The 17,982-nt window shown below is 40.1% G+C and carries 14 protein-coding genes; 10 read left to right on the top strand and 4 right to left on the bottom strand.

The window, feature by feature from the left end:
• The first annotated feature begins 97 nt into the window (after positions 1–97).
• The gene (locus tag ABFY09_RS08160; RefSeq protein WP_347983815.1) at positions 98–1,984 is read left to right on the top strand and encodes a methyl-accepting chemotaxis protein; all 1,887 of its coding nucleotides are present in this window, start codon (positions 98–100) and stop codon (positions 1,982–1,984) included.
• A gap of 88 nt (positions 1,985–2,072) precedes the next feature.
• On the opposite strand, the gene gltX is transcribed toward ABFY09_RS08160, so the two are convergent.
• Positions 2,073–3,554: a glutamate--tRNA ligase gene (gene gltX, locus ABFY09_RS08155; protein WP_347983814.1), complete on the bottom strand. Its 1,482-nt coding sequence runs from the start codon at positions 3,552–3,554 to the stop codon at positions 2,073–2,075.
• Between the two features lie 535 nt (positions 3,555–4,089).
• Here gltX and ABFY09_RS08150 point away from each other — a divergent pair.
• Positions 4,090–5,253, top strand: a complete 1,164-nt coding sequence (locus ABFY09_RS08150) for a methyl-accepting chemotaxis protein (RefSeq protein WP_347983813.1) — start codon at positions 4,090–4,092, stop codon at positions 5,251–5,253.
• On the top strand, positions 5,250–6,086 hold the full coding sequence (locus ABFY09_RS08145) for a nitrate- and nitrite sensing domain-containing protein (protein WP_347983812.1): 837 nt from the start codon (positions 5,250–5,252) through the stop codon (positions 6,084–6,086). Before ABFY09_RS08150 ends, ABFY09_RS08145 begins: the two co-directional genes overlap by 4 nt.
• 7 nt (positions 6,087–6,093) lie before the next feature.
• Here the strand turns inward: ABFY09_RS08145 and xni are convergent, their stop codons facing one another.
• A complete protein-coding gene (xni, locus tag ABFY09_RS08140; RefSeq protein ID WP_347983811.1) occupies positions 6,094–6,885 on the bottom strand; it encodes a flap endonuclease Xni in 792 nt (263 codons plus the stop codon).
• 119 nt (positions 6,886–7,004) lie between these two features.
• Here xni and ABFY09_RS08135 point away from each other — a divergent pair, with 119 nt between their 5' ends.
• Together ABFY09_RS08135 and ABFY09_RS08130 are read left to right on the top strand one after the other, a co-directional pair.
• The gene (locus ABFY09_RS08135) at positions 7,005–8,231 is read left to right on the top strand and encodes a hypothetical protein (protein WP_347983810.1); all 1,227 of its coding nucleotides are present in this window, start codon (positions 7,005–7,007) and stop codon (positions 8,229–8,231) included.
• A gap of 182 nt (positions 8,232–8,413) precedes the next feature.
• A complete protein-coding gene (locus tag ABFY09_RS08130) occupies positions 8,414–9,739 on the top strand; it encodes a TolC family outer membrane protein (RefSeq protein WP_347983809.1) in 1,326 nt (441 codons plus the stop codon).
• A gap of 86 nt (positions 9,740–9,825) precedes the next feature.
• Here the strand turns inward: ABFY09_RS08130 and ABFY09_RS08125 are convergent, their stop codons facing one another.
• Positions 9,826–11,124: a M18 family aminopeptidase gene (locus ABFY09_RS08125; RefSeq protein ID WP_347983808.1), complete on the bottom strand. Its 1,299-nt coding sequence runs from the start codon at positions 11,122–11,124 to the stop codon at positions 9,826–9,828.
• A 124-nt stretch (positions 11,125–11,248) separates the two neighbouring features.
• Here ABFY09_RS08125 and ABFY09_RS08120 point away from each other — a divergent pair, with 124 nt between their 5' ends.
• The 5 genes from ABFY09_RS08120 to ABFY09_RS08100 all read left to right on the top strand — a co-directional run bounded on the left by ABFY09_RS08120 (position 11,249) and on the right by ABFY09_RS08100 (position 16,613).
• Positions 11,249–13,297, top strand: a complete 2,049-nt coding sequence (locus tag ABFY09_RS08120; protein WP_347983807.1) for a carboxy terminal-processing peptidase — start codon at positions 11,249–11,251, stop codon at positions 13,295–13,297.
• A gap of 87 nt (positions 13,298–13,384) precedes the next feature.
• Positions 13,385–13,663, top strand: coding sequence for a LexA regulated protein (ybfE, locus tag ABFY09_RS08115; protein ID WP_347983806.1), 279 nt, complete (start codon positions 13,385–13,387; stop codon positions 13,661–13,663).
• Between the two features lie 136 nt (positions 13,664–13,799).
• Positions 13,800–14,378, top strand: coding sequence for a thymidine kinase (locus tag ABFY09_RS08110; RefSeq protein ID WP_347983805.1), 579 nt, complete (start codon positions 13,800–13,802; stop codon positions 14,376–14,378).
• 2 nt (positions 14,379–14,380) lie between these two features.
• Positions 14,381–15,277, top strand: coding sequence for a recombination-associated protein RdgC (locus ABFY09_RS08105; protein ID WP_347983804.1), 897 nt, complete (start codon positions 14,381–14,383; stop codon positions 15,275–15,277).
• Positions 15,278–15,434: 157 nt separating this feature from the next.
• Complete coding sequence (locus tag ABFY09_RS08100; RefSeq protein ID WP_347983803.1) at positions 15,435–16,613, top strand: cation diffusion facilitator family transporter; 1,179 nt, start codon at positions 15,435–15,437, stop codon at positions 16,611–16,613.
• A gap of 49 nt (positions 16,614–16,662) precedes the next feature.
• On the opposite strand, the gene rmuC is transcribed toward ABFY09_RS08100, so the two are convergent.
• A complete protein-coding gene (gene rmuC / locus ABFY09_RS08095) occupies positions 16,663–17,973 on the bottom strand; it encodes a DNA recombination protein RmuC (protein WP_347983802.1) in 1,311 nt (436 codons plus the stop codon).
• Positions 17,974–17,982 lie beyond the last annotated feature (9 nt).

The raw sequence follows: 17,982 nt of genomic DNA, 5'->3' as shown, positions 1-17,982 counted from the left end.
TACACGCTAAAATAAATCAGAACAGATTGCTTATCTCTATATTTAGATGTTTTAATAAATTATAACAAAAATAAAGCTCTACTATAGGGATAACAATATGTTAGCTAATATCAGTTTTCGCACAAAACTCCTATGTCTACTTTTAACCAGTATTCTTGGTTGCCTAATAGTGACAGCAGTGTCATTACAAGGTTTAAAAACACAAGAATCCTCCTCCGAAAAATTCGAAAAACTTACCAGTCTAGATAAAAATCTATCCTCTCTTGTTCTGGCGCTCATGGATGAATACGAATCTCTGTCGGCCATAAATGACCAAACCTACTCCGACTTTATGGAGCAGATGCACACAAACTACCAAGAGTCAGTGAATACGCTCTCATCCAATATCCAACTAATCGATGATACGGAAACACAAAAAAATCTGCAGAACATCACTGAGGCTTTAAGTCAATATCACGATGCGCTCACACTTGTTATTAATCAAAGACAAAAAGTAGGCTTCAGTTCTTCTTCTGGTTTAAAAGCTGAGGTGACTGCACTTGGAGAAAGCACACTTTCTCTTGTGTCTTTCCTTAGCTTAATCAAACAAGAATTCCTACCGGTGCGTGAAGCCGAGAATATTTTTATATTTGAACCTTCTGCTGAGAACAAACGAATTTTTATGGAAAGGTATGAAAAATTCCATGAAAGAGTAAGCACTTTTGGCTTATTGGAGCAATTTGGCGCGGACTTAGACACATACTTTGCATCCCTCACTAACTTTGATATAGAAAGTCAAAAGCTCAACGACCGACAATCATCCTTTTTAAGTGTCAGAGAATCATTCAATGCGACTCGTAAAGACACCGTTGACTACATGCAGAATGTAGTTAAACAAGCTCAAGAAGAAGCTAAAACAAGCGCAACACAGGCCAGATTTGGTCTTATAGTTGTAAGTGCTATTGTGGCTATTTTGTCCGCTTTAATGGTTGTTGGAATTGGACGTAATGTTAAAAATACACTTTCTCAGATCATTAAAGATCTCATAAAAGTAAAAGATGGCGATTTAACCGCTCGCCTGCATGTGAATCATAAACGTAATGATGAATTTGATTCTCTATGCCGTTCAGTCAATGAAATGACCACAGGTCTTCGCTCCGTCATTGGAGAAGTTGCCGATACCACTCAAGGGGTCAACAACATGGTTACTGAACTCAATACATCTGTGACCAACATAGCGAACAGCAACCGCTCGGTTAGCGAGCAAACTAATTCCCTAGCAACTGCAACGGAAGAAATATCAACAACAATTTCAAGCATATCTAATACAACAGAAGACTTAAGCAAGCAGTCGCAAAATACCTATGAATCTGCCAAAGTTGGTTCAGAAACCATTAAAGGCGCTTTGTCTAATCTTTCCAGTACAATTGATGTTGTAAACACCACCAGCAAGCAGTTGAATGAATTGGGGCAGCTATCAAAAGACATTGATAGCGTCATCAGCATGATTAACGATTTGGCCAATCAAACCAACTTACTTGCTCTAAATGCTGCTATTGAAGCAGCAAGAGCAGGCGAAGCTGGTCGAGGCTTCTCAGTCGTAGCGGATGAAGTTCGATCTTTAGCAGAAAAAACGGTTGATGCGACAGCCAAGATCACAAATATCGTCAGTACGATTCAATCTTCAACCCAAACAGCCATCGAAACCATGCACAATGGTCAAGAAAGTTTACACGCGATTGAAGATTTTAGCGAAAAAGCGGAATCCGCTATTCGAGAGATTGAACTAAATGCTCAAACTAGCTCCTCCTCTTCTATTGATATGGCTCGCTCTATCCAAGAAGTGGCTAAAACGGCTATTCATATGAGTGAGGAAATGGACAAGATCGCTCAACAACTTCAACGAGACAATAATTACATAAACAGTATCGAAGGGAATACCAGTGACATCCACAGTCAAGTAGCAAACTTAGATAAGAAAACCAGTCTATTCATTACAAAGTAAACGTTACTCATAATAGTAGATAGCAAAGCTATAGAAGCAAAAAAATCGGCCAATAAGCCGATTTTTTTATTTTCAAAACACCGTAAACTTAAAGCGCTGAAAACTCTTTTTCCCAACGTTTTGCTTCTTTCTTAGAAGGTCCACCTAAGATATTTACAGCAGTACGCATACGCGCGCGAGAAATATCAGAACCAAGAATAGCCATAGAGTCGAATACAGAAACAGACGCTGTCGTTCCTGAAATCGCAACAAACAAAGGAGCAAAGAAATCTTTCGGTTTAATCTCTAATGTTTGCGCAAGCGTTTTCATTTCGTTGAAAATTTCATCTTTTTCCCATTTACTCAATGCTTCCAGGCGCCACAACGCAAACTGCATCGCCTTACGAAGCGTTTCTTCTTCCATTTTCACAGAAGCGAAGTCTTCTTTTGTAATTGGCAGTATACCTTTTAGGAAGAATCCCGCTACATCAGCCACGTCAGAGAAAGTTTCTACTCGTGGAATAACTAGAGGTAAAATTTTCATCAAGTATTCAGGGTTCAAAGCCCACTCAACATATTTTTGAGCAAACGCTTCCGGTGTCAGACTTTCACGAATCCAAGTTCCATTTAGCCAGCTCAGTTTTTCTACATCAAAAATAGGTCCGCCTAATGACACGCGCTGAATATCAAAATGTTCCACCATTTCATCTAAAGAAAATTTTTCACGTTCATCAGGCATAGACCAGCCCATACGGCCAAGATAATTAATAACTGCTTCGGCCATGTAACCCATACGCTGATAGTAAAGAATACTAGTTGGGTTTTTACGCTTAGACAGTTTGGATTTATCTGGATTACGCAGCAATGGCATATGACATAAAGTAGGCATATCCCAGCCAAAATACTGATAAAGCAAAATATGCTTAGGAGCGGAGTTGATCCATTCTTCACCACGAATAACATGGGTAATTTTCATCAAATGATCGTCAACAACGTTTGCCAAATGGTAAGTTGGCATACCATCCGCTTTTAGAAGAACTTGCATATCAACTTGAGTCCAATCGATCTCAATAGTGCCACGTAACATGTCTTCAACGACGCATGTTCCCTCTTCTGGGATTTTCATACGAATAACATAAGGGATCCCAGCATCTAATTTAGCCTGAACTTCTTCCTGACTTAAGCTAAGCGCTCTACCATCATATTTCTGTGGCAAACCTTGTTCTTTTTGCTCAACACGCATTTGGTCAAGCTCTTCAGACGTTTCAAAGGCATAAAAAGCATGGCCTTTTTCTACCAATTCACGTGCATATTGAGCATATATGTCACCTCGTTCACTTTGACGATAAGGGCCATATTCCCCCCCTATATCAGGGCCTTCAGCCCAATCAAGCCCTAACCAACGCAAAGCATCTAGAATCATTTTTTCAGATTCTGGTGTACTACGAGTTTGGTCCGTATCTTCGATACGCAAAATAAACTTACCACCCATTTTTCGGGCAAATGCCATATTAAACAAGGCAATGTAAGCGGTTCCAACATGTGGATCGCCTGTAGGTGACGGCGCAATACGTGTTCTTACTTCTGACATAACACTCTCATTTTTCTGTTGTCTTAAAATAGCGACATTATAAGCCTCTCGCGTCTCATGAGTAAGAGCCTCTAGAAATATTTTGAGACAGATCGTCAAATCAATACAGAATAGTAAGAGCTTTGCATCACTTTAATGCGCACCATTTTGGGATTAATTGGAAGAAAAGATCATTCTGGTGCATTACAAAGCTGTGCTTTATATTTTTTTACTTGAAATTCATGCGGTTAACTAAAGCTATTCTTGGCACTTTTTTTGTATAGTAATGAAGTAATAAAAAGTTCACCAACGTCGGTTAACTTCATTCAAGGCAACGTCGCCCACTGCTGTGATTTTACAGTAGTACCAAATTAGGATTCTTTGTAATTAAAGAGCCTAAAGGGAGCTATTGTCTGTTTATATAACTTCCCTTTCCGAGACGCTCTTAATTTAATCTTTATTGAATCCTGTTGTTGTTATTAATAAAAAGATATTAAGCACGAATAGCCTTACTGAACTCTGCCAGAGTGCTAATTAATAATTTAAAGGAATCATTATGTTACTCACGCTAGGAACCATATTAATAGCCTCACTACCTTATTATGCACGTCTAGTCATTGTCGTATTTTTAGGTGCCGTGACCATTTTCACTGTCTTCATTCCTGATTTCTTTGTTCGCTCAGACGTAGCTATTTCACTAACAACTGCACTACTCGTCTATTTTGCTATGTCGTCCAGCGAACTCACCAGACGCCGTATAAATGAGCTAACCCAGCACTTAAAGAACTTCGAGAATACCGATGCTGTTAACTTAACTTATAACGATCAAGAGTTTAATAAACTCGCTAATCATATAAATACGCTGCTGAGAACACTCAGCAGGAAAGAGCATTTATTGCAAAGCTGTGCTCAAGAAACTTGCTACACAGCAACCGAGCTACAAAACTCGTCAAATGTTGTCGCTGAAGGCGCACAAAAAGAACACCTTGCATTAGATGCATTGGTTTTAACAAGCCAAGAGATGAGTGAAACCATTGAGAACATCCTTTCAAGAATTGAATTAACATCGGAAATGGCAAATTTAACAAGCCAACAGTCTGAAGAAGGACAAACTGCATTAGAAGATTTAAAAGAACAAATTCATGCTATACAAACCAGTGTTTCCCGTAACCAAACGCAAATGACCCAATTAATTCAAACGGCACAAGACATCAGCGATTTTGTGAGCACAATTGAGCAGATAACCTCACAAATCAATTTACTGTCACTCAATGCCGCAATAGAAGCAGCCAGAGCTGGCGATGCTGGCCGAGGCTTTGCGGTGGTGGCAAATGAAGTAAGATCTCTCGCTGAAAATACAGATAATGCTGCTCAAGACATAGGTCGATTAGTAGCTTCTATTGCCTCTCAAGTGAAAACATCCGAGCAAACCAGCTTAAAACTAATTGAGCTCGCAACCAGTGCAAGTTCTGGGTCTGATACAGCCACAGAATCACTTGTTTCCATTCACAAGGCGGCACAATCCACAAAAGAAGAAATAGATCATTCAACTCAAATAATCACTGAATTTGGTTGTGAAAACACAAAAATGTGCGAGCGTTTACAAAATATCGTCATGGTAAGCGAGCAGCACAATCAAGCAAGCAAAGACACCAAAGACATGGTGAAATATATGGAATGGCTGTCTTCTCGACTAGAACAAAAGGAAATGGAATTATGATGCTAATCAGTGTGTTTGTTATTACTTGCCTAACCATTATTGCCTTGGCTTTAGGACGACTCATTTGGTCTCAAAAAGCCGATAAAGAGCGCTCTATTCACGGCATTCTAGGCGTTTCGGTTTATATAGAACTGGTCAAACTAACTCAACAACATAGAGGAATGCATTCTGGCTTTTTAAATGGAAAACTGGAATTCAAAGAAAAGCTAACCACATTAGAATCTAGTATTGACCATTGTTATACAAACCTTCTCAAGTTCGAAAAGAAACATTCGTACCCAGAGAATTTGAGCGTGCACTATCCTTTTAAGCAATGGCAACGATTAATCAATAATAATGCGATAGACAGCGCAGAAAGTTTCCGTATTCATTCTGGCATCATCGCTCGCTTACTAGACGCTTTATGGGATATGTCTGACGAATTTTCTCTAACCTCAAATCATAATTTTGAAGTCCGAGACCCAGCTCAGCAACTTATTAAAACCTTACCGGAACTTACAGAGTCTCTAGGCCAAATAAGAGCCTTGTCTGTTCAAGTGGCTTCGAAGCAAGAAATGACGCCAGATAAAAAACTACAACTTTTATTCACTATTGAAAAAATAGAAGAGCACTGTAAAAACTTAACAACGCGATTACCTGCAGATACCTACAAACAGTTAACTGACTTTAACCAAAATATTAAACGCAATATTCAACAGTCACAGTTAAGCCAACAAAATCCAGACACACTTTTTCAAGAAGCCACAAAAGTGATTGATCAGCTATTTAGCGTGATTCATGTTGAGTTTGAAGCCTTAAAAACCACTATCAATGGCATTAAGAAGTTATTTTAGGACGTTTTTACACAGTAGCTTTGGAAAGGTAGCGAAGCTGTGAGAGACGAACGCCAATGTTGACATCCGTTTTAAGTGCCACTAAGGAACGAGACAAAAGACATTGGTCACGACCACCTGATAGCATGTTCTGAATTCGCTCAGGGAAAGAAGATAAATTGGCGTAAATATCTTCTATTGTCGGAAAATCTTCGATAATGCCCATGGCTGTTTTTGGCCCAATGCCTTTCACACCTGGAATACGGTTTGTTGTGTCACCAACCAGTGCCCAGTAATCAACGAGCTGATCGGGTTCTACGCCATATTTCCCAGGAACCCAAGCCTTGTCATAACCTAACTTTGCAAAGTAATCATATTGATAAATCTGCTCATCACCTAACAATTGAGTAAAGCCTTTATCGGTCGAAACAATGTACGACCTAATATGATTTTGAGACGCTTTGACCGCTAAAGTGGCGATTAAATCATCTGCTTCCCAGCCATCTAATCTCAAGCAATGTAAACCATTAAAACGAAATACCTTCGCAAACTCAGACAAAGACTCTAATAATTGATCATCCATTGGCACTCGCCCCAGTTTGTATTCTGGGTACACTTCATGTCGCCATGTTTTACCATTAGAATCAAAGACCACAACAGCGTATGACGGCTCAAATTGTATCGTCAGTTTTGCTAAAGTATCAATCGCAATACTTTGTGTTCGCTCAACTCGACGAGACAAATCAGGCTCAGACTCCAACGCCGCATAAAATCGTCGAATTAAATTCATACCGTCAATAATGAGTAATTTTTTATCCACGCCAAACCCTTTTCTTTTCTTGATTCATCGATTGTCTCGTTGAATTATTAGGTTAACATGTGGAAAGGTTCAGCACGATGATTAGTGTTGTGGATAGCAAAGCAAAAGGAATCTATTTAATGAAAAAGTCACAAATCTATTTCGGAGTTATTAGTTTATTTGTCGCATCACCCTTGCTATCTGCTCCTATTAGCGCTGTTATTGGGTTAGATAACAGTCAAATTATAGAAAACCATCAGATTGTCAGTTTAACGCCAAATGAAGGTACATTACTTCCTTTACAAGAAAACTTTTCGCCTATTATTTATCCTCAATTCGGTGTGGATGGAAATTGGGTTAATGAAATAGGTAAAAAAGTCAGAATTGAACATAAACAGAGAGATTTAAGTTACACAGGAAAGCTGGTTAAACTGGAGCAAAATACCCTTTCATTTTCTATCAGCATTAATGGCAAATTAACCACCTTGCCTTTAAATGATTTTTATTTGATTCCTAATGAGCAAGATTCAGAAAAAGAAGGCATCAGTAGCACAACGTTTCCTATCAGCTATCAGAGCAATCAACTTTCATGGTCGCCACAACTTAATCTAGTATTGGAAAATGACTCTGTTTCTGTATCTCAGCAAGCTATGTTACAGAATCGTTCTAACTCAGAAATCACACTTGAAGACAGCCTCCTACACTATTCCCGCACAGAATCACCACAATTGTTAAAAGTTGAGAGGACTAGCTTTGCAATGGATTCTGCACCGGCCTCTGTCACTTATCAGAATAATGAGGTTCTCTTTCCTCTCAATACAAATAACCTAACACTGCCACCTTATTCAAATCTGCTTTACGCTTTACCAAGTAGCAAAAGTAAAATAAACAACCAAAAACAAGTGGCTAATATTTATACTCATAACAACAGCACAGGAGAGCTTAAGCTAAACTTTGATAATCAGATTAATTTCACATTTGAGCAAGACGGTTTACCAGGGCAGTACAAGGTGTTCTGGAAAAAAGATAAGCTGTTGATTCCTTCAAATACAGTGACATTGGAAACAGTAAGAGCGGGTCACTCAACGAGCATTATTACCAACAAGAGCCAAGATTTAAAAGGTCATTTAACCTTATTGAGCGCTTCGTCTAAAAAATACCCAAGCACACAAACATGGGAAGCGACCATCATTAATCACTCGAATCAAGTGCAGAATTATTCTATTGGACAAAATACCAATGGCATTTTAACGATTATAGAGGGCGATGAGGTAAATCAAACATCGGCAAGCAGTTTAAAACTCTCAGGAACTATTAAGGCGAATAGTGAGGAAACTCTTCACTACAAAATAAAATTAAACAATTAGAGATGGAATAGGTTAAATCGGCGCTTTACTTGCATTAATTTTCCACATTAGAGCCTATTTAAAATATTACGTTATGATATGGTCAACAGTCATAATAGATATAGCAAGAACGGCACTGCCGCAAGTAAAAAACTTGAGGTACTATTATAACTATATTTCATACTACGGGCCCACAGAGATCTATGAAAAAGCATATTATACCATCACTGATAGCAGCAGCTGCATTGAGCAATGCAACACTTCATGCAGAAAGTATTTACGAAGTATACAAACTTGCTAAACAAAATGACCCAGGTTTAAGAGCCGCAGCAGCCACCTACAAAGCCCAAAGAGAAAGCGTTTCAGTTGCCAAAGGCAGTCTATACCCGAGCATCAGCTTTAATGCCGAACTTGGGTACGATGAAGTAGATAGCCCATCTGTCGCTTACGGTGACCTATCTAATACTCTGGCTTTATCACTTGATTACCCTATTTACTCACCTGCGTTGAATTATGCTGTTGATGCTGTCGAGTTAGGTTCAGAAAGCGCAGGTGTGAGCTTCAGTAACTCCGAAGAAGATTTGGCTCTAACCACGTTAAACGAATACTTTAATTTGCTTATCGCACAATCCTCGCTGCAAACAACTGAAGCACTGGTAAAAAGTACAGCAAGCCAGTTAGACAGAGTGAAAAAACAATACGAAGTGGGTCTAGCGTCTGTAACCGATCTACAAGATGCTCAAGCTGAATACGATGCGGTACGTGTGACAGAGCTTAGCGCTCGATCCGATGTTTCCTACGCACAAAAAGCGCTTTACCAAAGAACAGGTAAAGAACTTACTAGTATTCCACAGCTATCCGAAGACTATCCGATTAGCGTCGACCCAAATATGACAGTCGATTCTTTAATTTCAAAAGCTCGTCGTGACAATAAAGAATTGCGTATATTGAGCCTTTCTGTTGAAAGTGCAGAAAACAATATCAGTATTCAAAAAGCCAACGGCCGCACGCCAACTGTTGCGATCACAGGGTCTCTATCTCGTACAGACAATGATTACGATATTGCATCGACATCTTACCGTGATGGCGTAACCAATGTCGCTTCTATCGCATTAGGCGTTAGTGTTCCACTTTACAGTGGTGGCTCCATCAATGCATCGGTTCGTCAAGCATCGGCAGAAGCTGAGTCTGCGGTTGAACAAAGAGCCAGCTCTTTGCAAGCAATCGAGTTAAATATCCGTAGTTTGTACTTGGATTTACAAACATCAGTGGCTCAAATTTCAGCACAGCAGCAGTTGATTCGTTCTCGTACAAGCGCTTTGGAAGCAACTAAAGCAGGTTACGATGTAGGAACACGCAACCTAGTCGAATTACTAGATGCGCAATCAAACCTTTACGATGCTCAAAATACTTATGAGCAATACAGATACAACTTTATCTTAACGAAGTTGAGCTTGTTAGAAGCAACAGGCGATCTGACAGAAGAGAAAATCAAGGAATTGGATAAATGGTTGGTTGTTAAAATCTAATTAACTTTTTATCTACAAAAAAGCCGCAGTACAGAATGATCAGCTCATTCTTTACTGCGGCTTTTTTATGCCTAAAACTCAAATAATCAACGTGTGATCAACTTATCACGCTGATTAAAACGAGCCAATACTTTATACAAACCATAAGCGTCATGGCTGCCGGCTAATTCACGAATCGAATGCATCCCGAATGTTGGCAAACCAATGTCGATGGTCGGAACACCTATTTCGCCAGAAGTGATCGGGCCAATCGTACTACCGCAAGCCATATCACTGCGCACGACAAAACATTGTACGTCATAGTTTTCTTCCCCTGCGACGTCACGATAAATACTCGCTGTTTCACTGTTCGTCGCATAACGCTGATTTGCATTTACCTTTATAACCGCACCTTTATTTATAGCTGGAGCATGATGTTTATCATGCTTATTCGCGTAATTTGGATGCAAAGCATGGGCATTATCAGCAGACACCAACATAGAGCGCTGCATCGCTTGAACATATTGCTCAGGGTTTGGAGACAAACGTCGTAAAACATCTTCTAAAAATGGGCCATTGGCGCCACATGCAGATAAGCTACCGATCTCTTCATGATCAGTACAAATCAGCAAACTAGGACGAACATCTGGTGCCGCCAATAAAGCTTTTAAACCGACAAAACAGCTCAGTAAGTTATCTAAACGTGCTGAGCAAATATACTCTTTATGTAATCCAACTAAAGCAGCAGGTTGCGTGTCATATAGACTCAATTCAAAATCCAAAAGAGTATCAATAGCCAGTTCCGGATATTGATTTTCCAATTGTTTCTTCAGTAGTTGATGAAGGTCAAATTCGTTTTCAGCGCCACATAAAATAGGCAAAATTTCTTCTTGTGGGTTCACTGAAAAGCCATCGTTCACACCTCGATTCAAATGAATGGCAAGGTTTGGAACAACGGCAATTGGCTCTTTAAAATCAACCAGACGACTCACAATATCCCCTGATTTTGTTTTCAGTGTAATGCGGCCAGCAATGGATAAGTCGCGATCCAGCCAAGTATGCAATAACACACCACCATAAACCTCAACACCTAATTGGTGATAACCAAACCGATCAACTTGTGCATTTGGCTTAAGTTTCAAACAAGGGCTGTCAGTGTGAGCGCCCACCATTCGCCAACCTGTTTGGCTAAAATTAAGTTGCGGTGTTGTAAAAGCAACTAAAGAAGACTCGTTTCGAGTAACAAAATAGCAACCACCCTCTTCGATCACCCAATCATCTTCTTCAAATAATTCAACAAAGCCTTCTGATAACAAAGCATGACGCATACTGTCAGTTGCATGAAACGGCGTTGGAGAGGCTTGTAAAAATGACAATAACTCATCATTAAAAGTTAAATGTTCCATAAATTCCTATTTAGCGAAATGCTGTAAAAAAGTGACTTTTTAATACTTTGGCTAGCCTTCCAGCCCAGTGTCTAATATGATTTTACTAATGACGTATTAAATAGACAAAGAGAACCCATACTGGATGAATTATAAACGCTTTTTGCTTTGCCTTTTAACTGGCTACGCCTTTGCTTCTAATTCTGTGTCTGCTTATGAGGAATTACAACCACCTCATGAATATGACCAAGTCTCAAAAGAACTCGTTGAGATGCTAGAAAGCATTCATTATAACAGACCGCAGATCGATGATACTATTTCATCGAAAGCCTTTGACTACTACATTGACTCACTCGATCCGACAAAAAGTTTTTTCCTAAAAAACGACATAGAAACTCTGTCCCGCTACAAATACAGTTTCGATGATGCCCTAAGAAACGGCGACACGAGAGTCGCTTACGTCATCTATAACCTTTTCTTAAAACGCCTTGAAAAACGCTTACTTGATCTTCAAGAGAACTTACCAGAAATGGTCAAAAGCTTCGATTATGAAATAGACGAAACGTTAAATGGCGATCCAGAAACTCAAGAATGGGCAAAAACAGAAGAGCAACTTGATGACTACTGGCGCAAGCGTATTAAAAACCGTGCTTTGGTTCTTAAGCTTAATGGAGAAGATGAAGAAAAAATCATCTCAACCATCGAACGTCGCTACAAAAACCAGCTTAAACAAGTTGATCAAACCAACGCGGTTGATATCTTTCAAACCTTTGCTAACTCTGTAACAGCTGCTTTAGATCCTCACACCAGCTACTTTGCGCCTCGTGCATCGGAAACCTTCAACATTAATATGAGTTTGTCACTCGAAGGCATTGGTGCTGTTTTACAAATGGACGATGACTACACCAAAGTCGTTAGACTTGTCCCTGGTGGCCCAGCAGCAACGCAAAGCGAGCTTTCTCCTAACGACCGAATTGTAGCTGTCGGACAAGAAGGCGAGCCAATGATTGACGTTGTTGGCATGCGCCTTGATGACGTTGTCGATATGATTCGAGGAGAACGAGATACCACAGTTATCCTTGAAGTCACACCAAGTAAAGGCGACACACAGAACAGTAAACTGATTAGCATTGTTCGCAAAAAAGTAAAGCTTGAAGACCAATCAGCACAGAAAGAAATCGTTGAAATAGAGCGTGATGGAGAAACCTACAAAGTAGGCGTCATTAGTCTGCCAACTTTTTATTCTGACTTTGAAGCGATTCAAGCAGGCGATAAAGACTATAAAAGCTCAACGAGAGACACCAAGAAACTCATTGAAGAATTACGAAAGGAAGACATTGTTGCGCTAATTCTTGACCTGAGAAACAACGGCGGAGGCTCATTACAAGAAGCTAACTCTCTTGCAGGATTATTCATACCGTCTGGCCCCGTTGTGCAAATACGAGACCAAAGCGGCCGAGTAACGCCTTTAGGTGATTCTGATCCAAGCATAACTTACAGCGGCCCTATGGCTGTCTTAGTTAACCGCATGAGTGCTTCTGCTTCAGAGATTGTTGCTGGTGCACTGCAAGATTATGGTCGTGCCCTAATTCTTGGTGACCAAACGTTTGGCAAAGGCACAGTGCAAGTTCTAAAGGAAGCAGACAAAGGACAACTAAAAGCCACACAAGCTAAGTTTTACCGTATATCTGGTGAAAGCACCCAGCATAAAGGCGTCATGCCAGACATATTATTTCCTTCTCTTATTGATAAAGAAGAAGTGGGTGAAAGCGCTTTAGACAATCCGCTACCTTGGGATAAAATCCATGAAACACGCTACCCTGTTTATTGGAATATGCCTGCTTACTTGCCTATTTTAGAGCCTCGCCATCAAGCGAGAATGGCGGAAGATCCAAACTTTATTTCGATAAATGATCAGATTGATGAATTCAAAACTCAAATCGAAATCTATAAAAACTTATCTTTGAAAGAAAGCGTTCGCCTTCAACAAAGAGAAGAAAGCACACAAAGAGAACTTGACCGGGAAAACACTCGACGTGAAGCGCTTGGTTTAGAGCTCCTAACATCGGTAGATGATATTGAGCCTGTTGAAGAAGACACTTATGCAAAAGAAGCGTCTGAAATCTTGCTTGATTTCATTGCAACTAATCAAATGGCCGAACAACAAGCAGCAAACAAAACAGCACAAAAGTAATCTCAATGGCGAAAACCCGATTAAGCGGTTTTCGCCATTTTCAATCAAATCTATCACCCTTCTCATTTATACGAATTTCATATAACCATGGCAAAAGCATTCTCAGATCGAAACACAATCGACATATTTGGTAAAACACCTGGCAGACCTCGCACTCACATGTTGAGCCGAAAAGAGCAATTAAAAATCAACAAACGTGCGCAACGAGAAAAAGAAAAAGCCCAAGGCCTAAAAAGACTCGAATTGGTCATTGATCAAGATACCCTCGAACATCTGGATTTCTTATGTGAGAAACAGGGAATCAAACGCGCAGAATGGCTGACTCAGCAAATAAGCAAAACCATGAAATCCGCTAAAAAAGACTAAACAAACACAACGCCTGTCAAAGCATTCAGTACTTCATTAATAACAAGGTGCTGGACATGAAAAAATCCCACACAGAATAGTGATTTGATATACTAACCAGCCAATTTATCAAGCAACCGAAATAAACAGACCAAATATGGCTAAACTGTACTATTACTATTCTGCAATGAACGCAGGGAAATCGACAGTGTTATTGCAATCCGCTCATAACTACCAAGAGCGAGGCATGGACGTTTTATTATTAACCGCTTCTATAGATGACCGTTTTGAAACAGGCAAAATTGCCTCACGAATTGGCATTTCTGCAGAAGCCAGCTTGTTTGATAAAAACACCAATATTCCTGAATTAGTAAAGAGCAGAAACGAAAGCAATGCACTCAGCTGCATCCTTATCGATGAGGCTCAGTTTTTAACCAAAGAACAGGTTTACGATTTATCCGAAATTGTTGATAACTTGCATATTCCTGTTCTCGCGTTTGGTATTCGCACCGATTTCCAAGGCGAACTATTTGAAGGCAGCCAAGCCCTTCTCGCTTGGTCTGATAAATTGATTGAATTAAAAACCGTATGTCATTGTGGTAGCAAAGCAACAATGGTTATCCGAATGAATGAGCAAGGAATTCCCGTTAAGGAAGGCGCACAAGTAGAAATTGGTGGCAATGATCGCTATCTATCTGTTTGCCGTAAACACTTTAAAGAAGCCGTGAGAGACTAACTATGTGGTTCAAGAATGCCCAGATCTTCCAATTAAAAGACACAGAATCACTCGATACAAACGAACTGATCAAAAAAATCCCAGAGTTTCCTTTGAAAGAATGCGGATCACAAGATGAGTTCTCTTTCGGTTGGATGCCTCTTATTCGAAACAGTGAACAATGGAGTCTAGTCAGTGATCGCTGTCTATTATTCCGTGCAGGCAAAGAAGAAAAAGTCTTACCAAGCTCAGTTGTTCGAGAAGAACTAGAAGCCAAAGTTGCTGAAATCGAATTAATCGAAGGCCGAAAAGTTGGCCGAAAAGAACAATCTGATATGAAAGACGAATTGGTCTTCACATTACGTCCAAAAGCTTTTTCAAAACGCACTGACATCTGGGCATACATTGATTTAAAAGCAAAAATATTGGTTCTCAACAGCACCAATGCTGGAATGACTGAACTGCTTTTCAAGCACCTTCAAACAACTCTTGGCAGTTTCCCAATGACACCACTACAAGCTCAAGTTTCACCGGCTTCTGTGATGACAGACTGGCTAATTAAAAACGAAGTTCCAGCCAGTTTAGAAACTGGTGCTGAATGTGAAATTCAAGACGCTTCAGAAGACAAAGCCACTATTCGCTTTAAAGCGTTAGAGCCATTATCAGAAGACGTGACACGCCACCTAGAGCATGGCATGGCGGTTAAAAACCTGGCTCTTCGGTGGACCGACAAACTGAGTTTTGTGCTTCATGAAGACTTAACATTACGAAAAATAAAGTTTGATGATGCACTAAAAGAAGCCGCTTTCAATGACTCTCAAGGCGGTGGTTTATCAGACATGGATGCAAACTTTTCTATCATGTCGCTGACAATGAGAGATTTCTTTGCTGCTTATTGCCAGTGGTTTGAAATCGACTGATTAAAAAGAAACTTAAAGCTTTTCCACAGATGTCGTGGATAAGCTTGGGGAGAACATTCTCTAAGCCAATAACAACGCTAATATCTCCTAAGTGCCACAATATTTACACAACAAACACCATGAGCCATTAAGCTTTTTAGCATTATTGAGTGGATAAATGTCAAAACTTAAGCAAGAACAAAGCATAGCAAAACGCGTAACTCTCGTCGGGGCCATTTGGGACGCGATTTTAGGCTTCGCTAAAATCCTTGCTGGTTATTTTTCTCAATCTCAAGCTCTCATGGCTGACGGTATTCACTCATTATCTGATTTAGTTACCGACGTATTTGTTTACTTTGCATCAGCTAACTCTCGCCAAGGTCCTGACGAGAATCACCCTTACGGCCACCTTCGCTTTGAAACGCTCACCACTGTCTTTTTAGGCATGGTTTTAATAATTGTGGCCATTGGCATTGCTTATGAATCTATCGGCGCACAAGCAGACGGTGTACAAGCGCAATTTACTTGGTATGGCCTAGCCGCTCTATTGCTCACCATCATAGTAAAAGAAGCCATTTTTCATTACACGAAAAAAGCGGGTGATCAAATTGGCAGCAAAATGCTCGTTGCAAATGCCTGGCACAGCCGCAGTGATGCACTATCTTCTATTACAGTATTGATTGGCTTAGTCGGCGTTTATTTTGGTTACACTTGGGCTGATATGGTTGCTTCCATCGTGGTGGCTTTATTAATTGGCAAAATGGCTGTCAGCATGGTTTGGGAAAACCTCGCAGAATTAGTCGATACGGCACCAGACCCAAAACTGATGGAGCAAATCAAGGAAACAGCCAACAGTTTAAAACATGTCATGGCACCTCATGATATGAGAGCCAGATCTATGGCGGGAAAAATTTATCTGGATATGCACATTCATGTACCTAGCCATGCCAGTGTCAGTGAAGGCCACTACCTTGGCGATTTGGTAGCTTACACCATTAAGCAAGCACATCCTCAAGTTGAAGATGTGATGGTTCACATAGACACGGATGAAAAAATCCAAATAGACAGCTTTATCCAAGAACCTACATCAGAAAAGCCACCTTTACTTAAATTGCCAGCACGCCACCAAATATTAGCGGACTTAGGTTTCTTGCTATGTCAACATACAAGCTATGTGGATATTCCAAACACTCGATTGCACTATTTGAACAATCATTTAGATCTAGAAATCATTGCTCACTCTGAGAAAACTCCTGATGGGGCTGATTTAAAACGACTAACGGCCGGTATTTTGTTGGATTTACAAACAGCGAAATACATTCAAACAGCCGCCATACTTTGGAAGTTTGAATCTTAAGCTGCCAGCGACCTATTTCAAAATACAATAAGCATAAGAGTGAAGTGAACTATTGTTTATTCATTGTTGAATCGTCATCATTCAAATATTCTGTTGGCAAAGCTTTACTGGTTTTTGCTCCCATCAGCTTGAGCTTCTCAGCTCGTGAAACAAGATTACCACGTCCCACTGTCAGCTTTTTCAACGCCGAATCATGACTGCGACTTACCGCTTCTAATTTATTGCCAATGTCATCCATATCTTGAACAAAGCCTGAAAACTTGTCGTACATGGCGCCCGCTTGTCGAGCGATTTCAATGGCGTTTTGGCTCTGCTTCTCATTACGCCAAATATTCTGAATGGTTCTTAAAGTGGCTAATAAATTAGATGGCCCAACAATAATAATATTGTGTTCAAAGGCTTCACTGAACAAACCATTATCCGCTTGTAACGCTAGACCAAATGCCGCTTCAATTGGAATAAAGAGAAGCACAAAATCCAATGAGGTCACGCCGAGTAAATCATGGTAAGACTTTGAGCTTAAATCTTTCATGTGACGGCGTATTGCATCTAAGTGCAGTTTCAACGCTCGATTTCTATCTTCATCCGTTTCCGCTTCCATATAGGCAAGGTAACTGATTAAGACCATTTTCGAATCAACAATAATTTGTTTGCCTTCTGGAAGGTGAATCACAACATCGGGCTGTAAACGACGACCGTTTTCTGTTTGATAAGACGTTTGTATTTGATATTCACGACCTTTTTCTAATCCTGAGCGTTCTAGAATACGCTCTAAAATCACTTCACCCCAGCCACCTTGTAACTTGTTTTGACCTTTAAGCGCATGCGTTAAACTCACCGCATCATCACTAATTTTCTGGTTAAGCTGCTGCAAGCCTTTAATCTCTTTCACTAAAGAAAAGCGTTCTCGGGCTTCCTCTTGGTAACTCTTTTCAACACTTTCTTGGAATTTCTGAATCTGTGAACCCAAAGGCGTTAACAAGGTTCCAAGTTGACGCTCGTTTTCTTTCGCCAGCTGCTGACCTTGTTGGGTCATAATTTCATGAGCTAGTTGCTTAAACTCTGTCTCATTTTGTTTTTTCTGCTCTCGATAAAAGGTTTCTTTTTCTTGCCATACACTTTGTGCGGCAGCGAATTGTTGCTCTAACGTCAGAGACTCTTTCTCCAAATAATGAATTTGATCTTTCGATTTTTCTAAAAGACGCAATAATTCCTCATTTTGTTGCTGCATTTTTTCTTCTGCCTGCTGCCACTGACGGCGCATAGCCTGTACAATAGCGGCAGCAACGCCAGAAATAAGAATCGTGCTGATACAAAAGCCCGATAACACCCAAATTGATTGTGAAAGCCAATCTGCCATATAAATTAA

This window comes from Marinomonas sp. 5E14-1, assembly GCF_039939215.1.
Classification (GTDB): Bacteria; Pseudomonadota; Gammaproteobacteria; order Pseudomonadales; family Marinomonadaceae; genus Marinomonas.
This window is presented reverse-complemented; position numbering and strand designations above follow the sequence as displayed.

Coding starts and splice junctions, on each gene's coding strand:
- ABFY09_RS08160 (WP_347983815.1), top strand. CDS start 98: ATGTTAGCTAATATCAGTTTTCGCACAAAACTCCTATGTCTACTTTTA.
- gltX (WP_347983814.1), bottom strand. CDS start 3,554: ATGTCAGAAGTAAGAACACGTATTGCGCCGTCACCTACAGGCGATCCA.
- ABFY09_RS08150 (WP_347983813.1), top strand. CDS start 4,090: ATGTTACTCACGCTAGGAACCATATTAATAGCCTCACTACCTTATTAT.
- ABFY09_RS08145 (WP_347983812.1), top strand. CDS start 5,250: ATGATGCTAATCAGTGTGTTTGTTATTACTTGCCTAACCATTATTGCC.
- ABFY09_RS08135 (WP_347983810.1), top strand. CDS start 7,005: ATGAAAAAGTCACAAATCTATTTCGGAGTTATTAGTTTATTTGTCGCA.
- ABFY09_RS08130 (WP_347983809.1), top strand. CDS start 8,414: ATGAAAAAGCATATTATACCATCACTGATAGCAGCAGCTGCATTGAGC.
- ABFY09_RS08125 (WP_347983808.1), bottom strand. CDS start 11,124: ATGGAACATTTAACTTTTAATGATGAGTTATTGTCATTTTTACAAGCC.
- ABFY09_RS08120 (WP_347983807.1), top strand. CDS start 11,249: ATGAATTATAAACGCTTTTTGCTTTGCCTTTTAACTGGCTACGCCTTT.
- ybfE (WP_347983806.1), top strand. CDS start 13,385: ATGGCAAAAGCATTCTCAGATCGAAACACAATCGACATATTTGGTAAA.
- ABFY09_RS08110 (WP_347983805.1), top strand. CDS start 13,800: ATGGCTAAACTGTACTATTACTATTCTGCAATGAACGCAGGGAAATCG.
- ABFY09_RS08105 (WP_347983804.1), top strand. CDS start 14,381: ATGTGGTTCAAGAATGCCCAGATCTTCCAATTAAAAGACACAGAATCA.
- ABFY09_RS08100 (WP_347983803.1), top strand. CDS start 15,435: ATGTCAAAACTTAAGCAAGAACAAAGCATAGCAAAACGCGTAACTCTC.
- rmuC (WP_347983802.1), bottom strand. CDS start 17,973: ATGGCAGATTGGCTTTCACAATCAATTTGGGTGTTATCGGGCTTTTGT.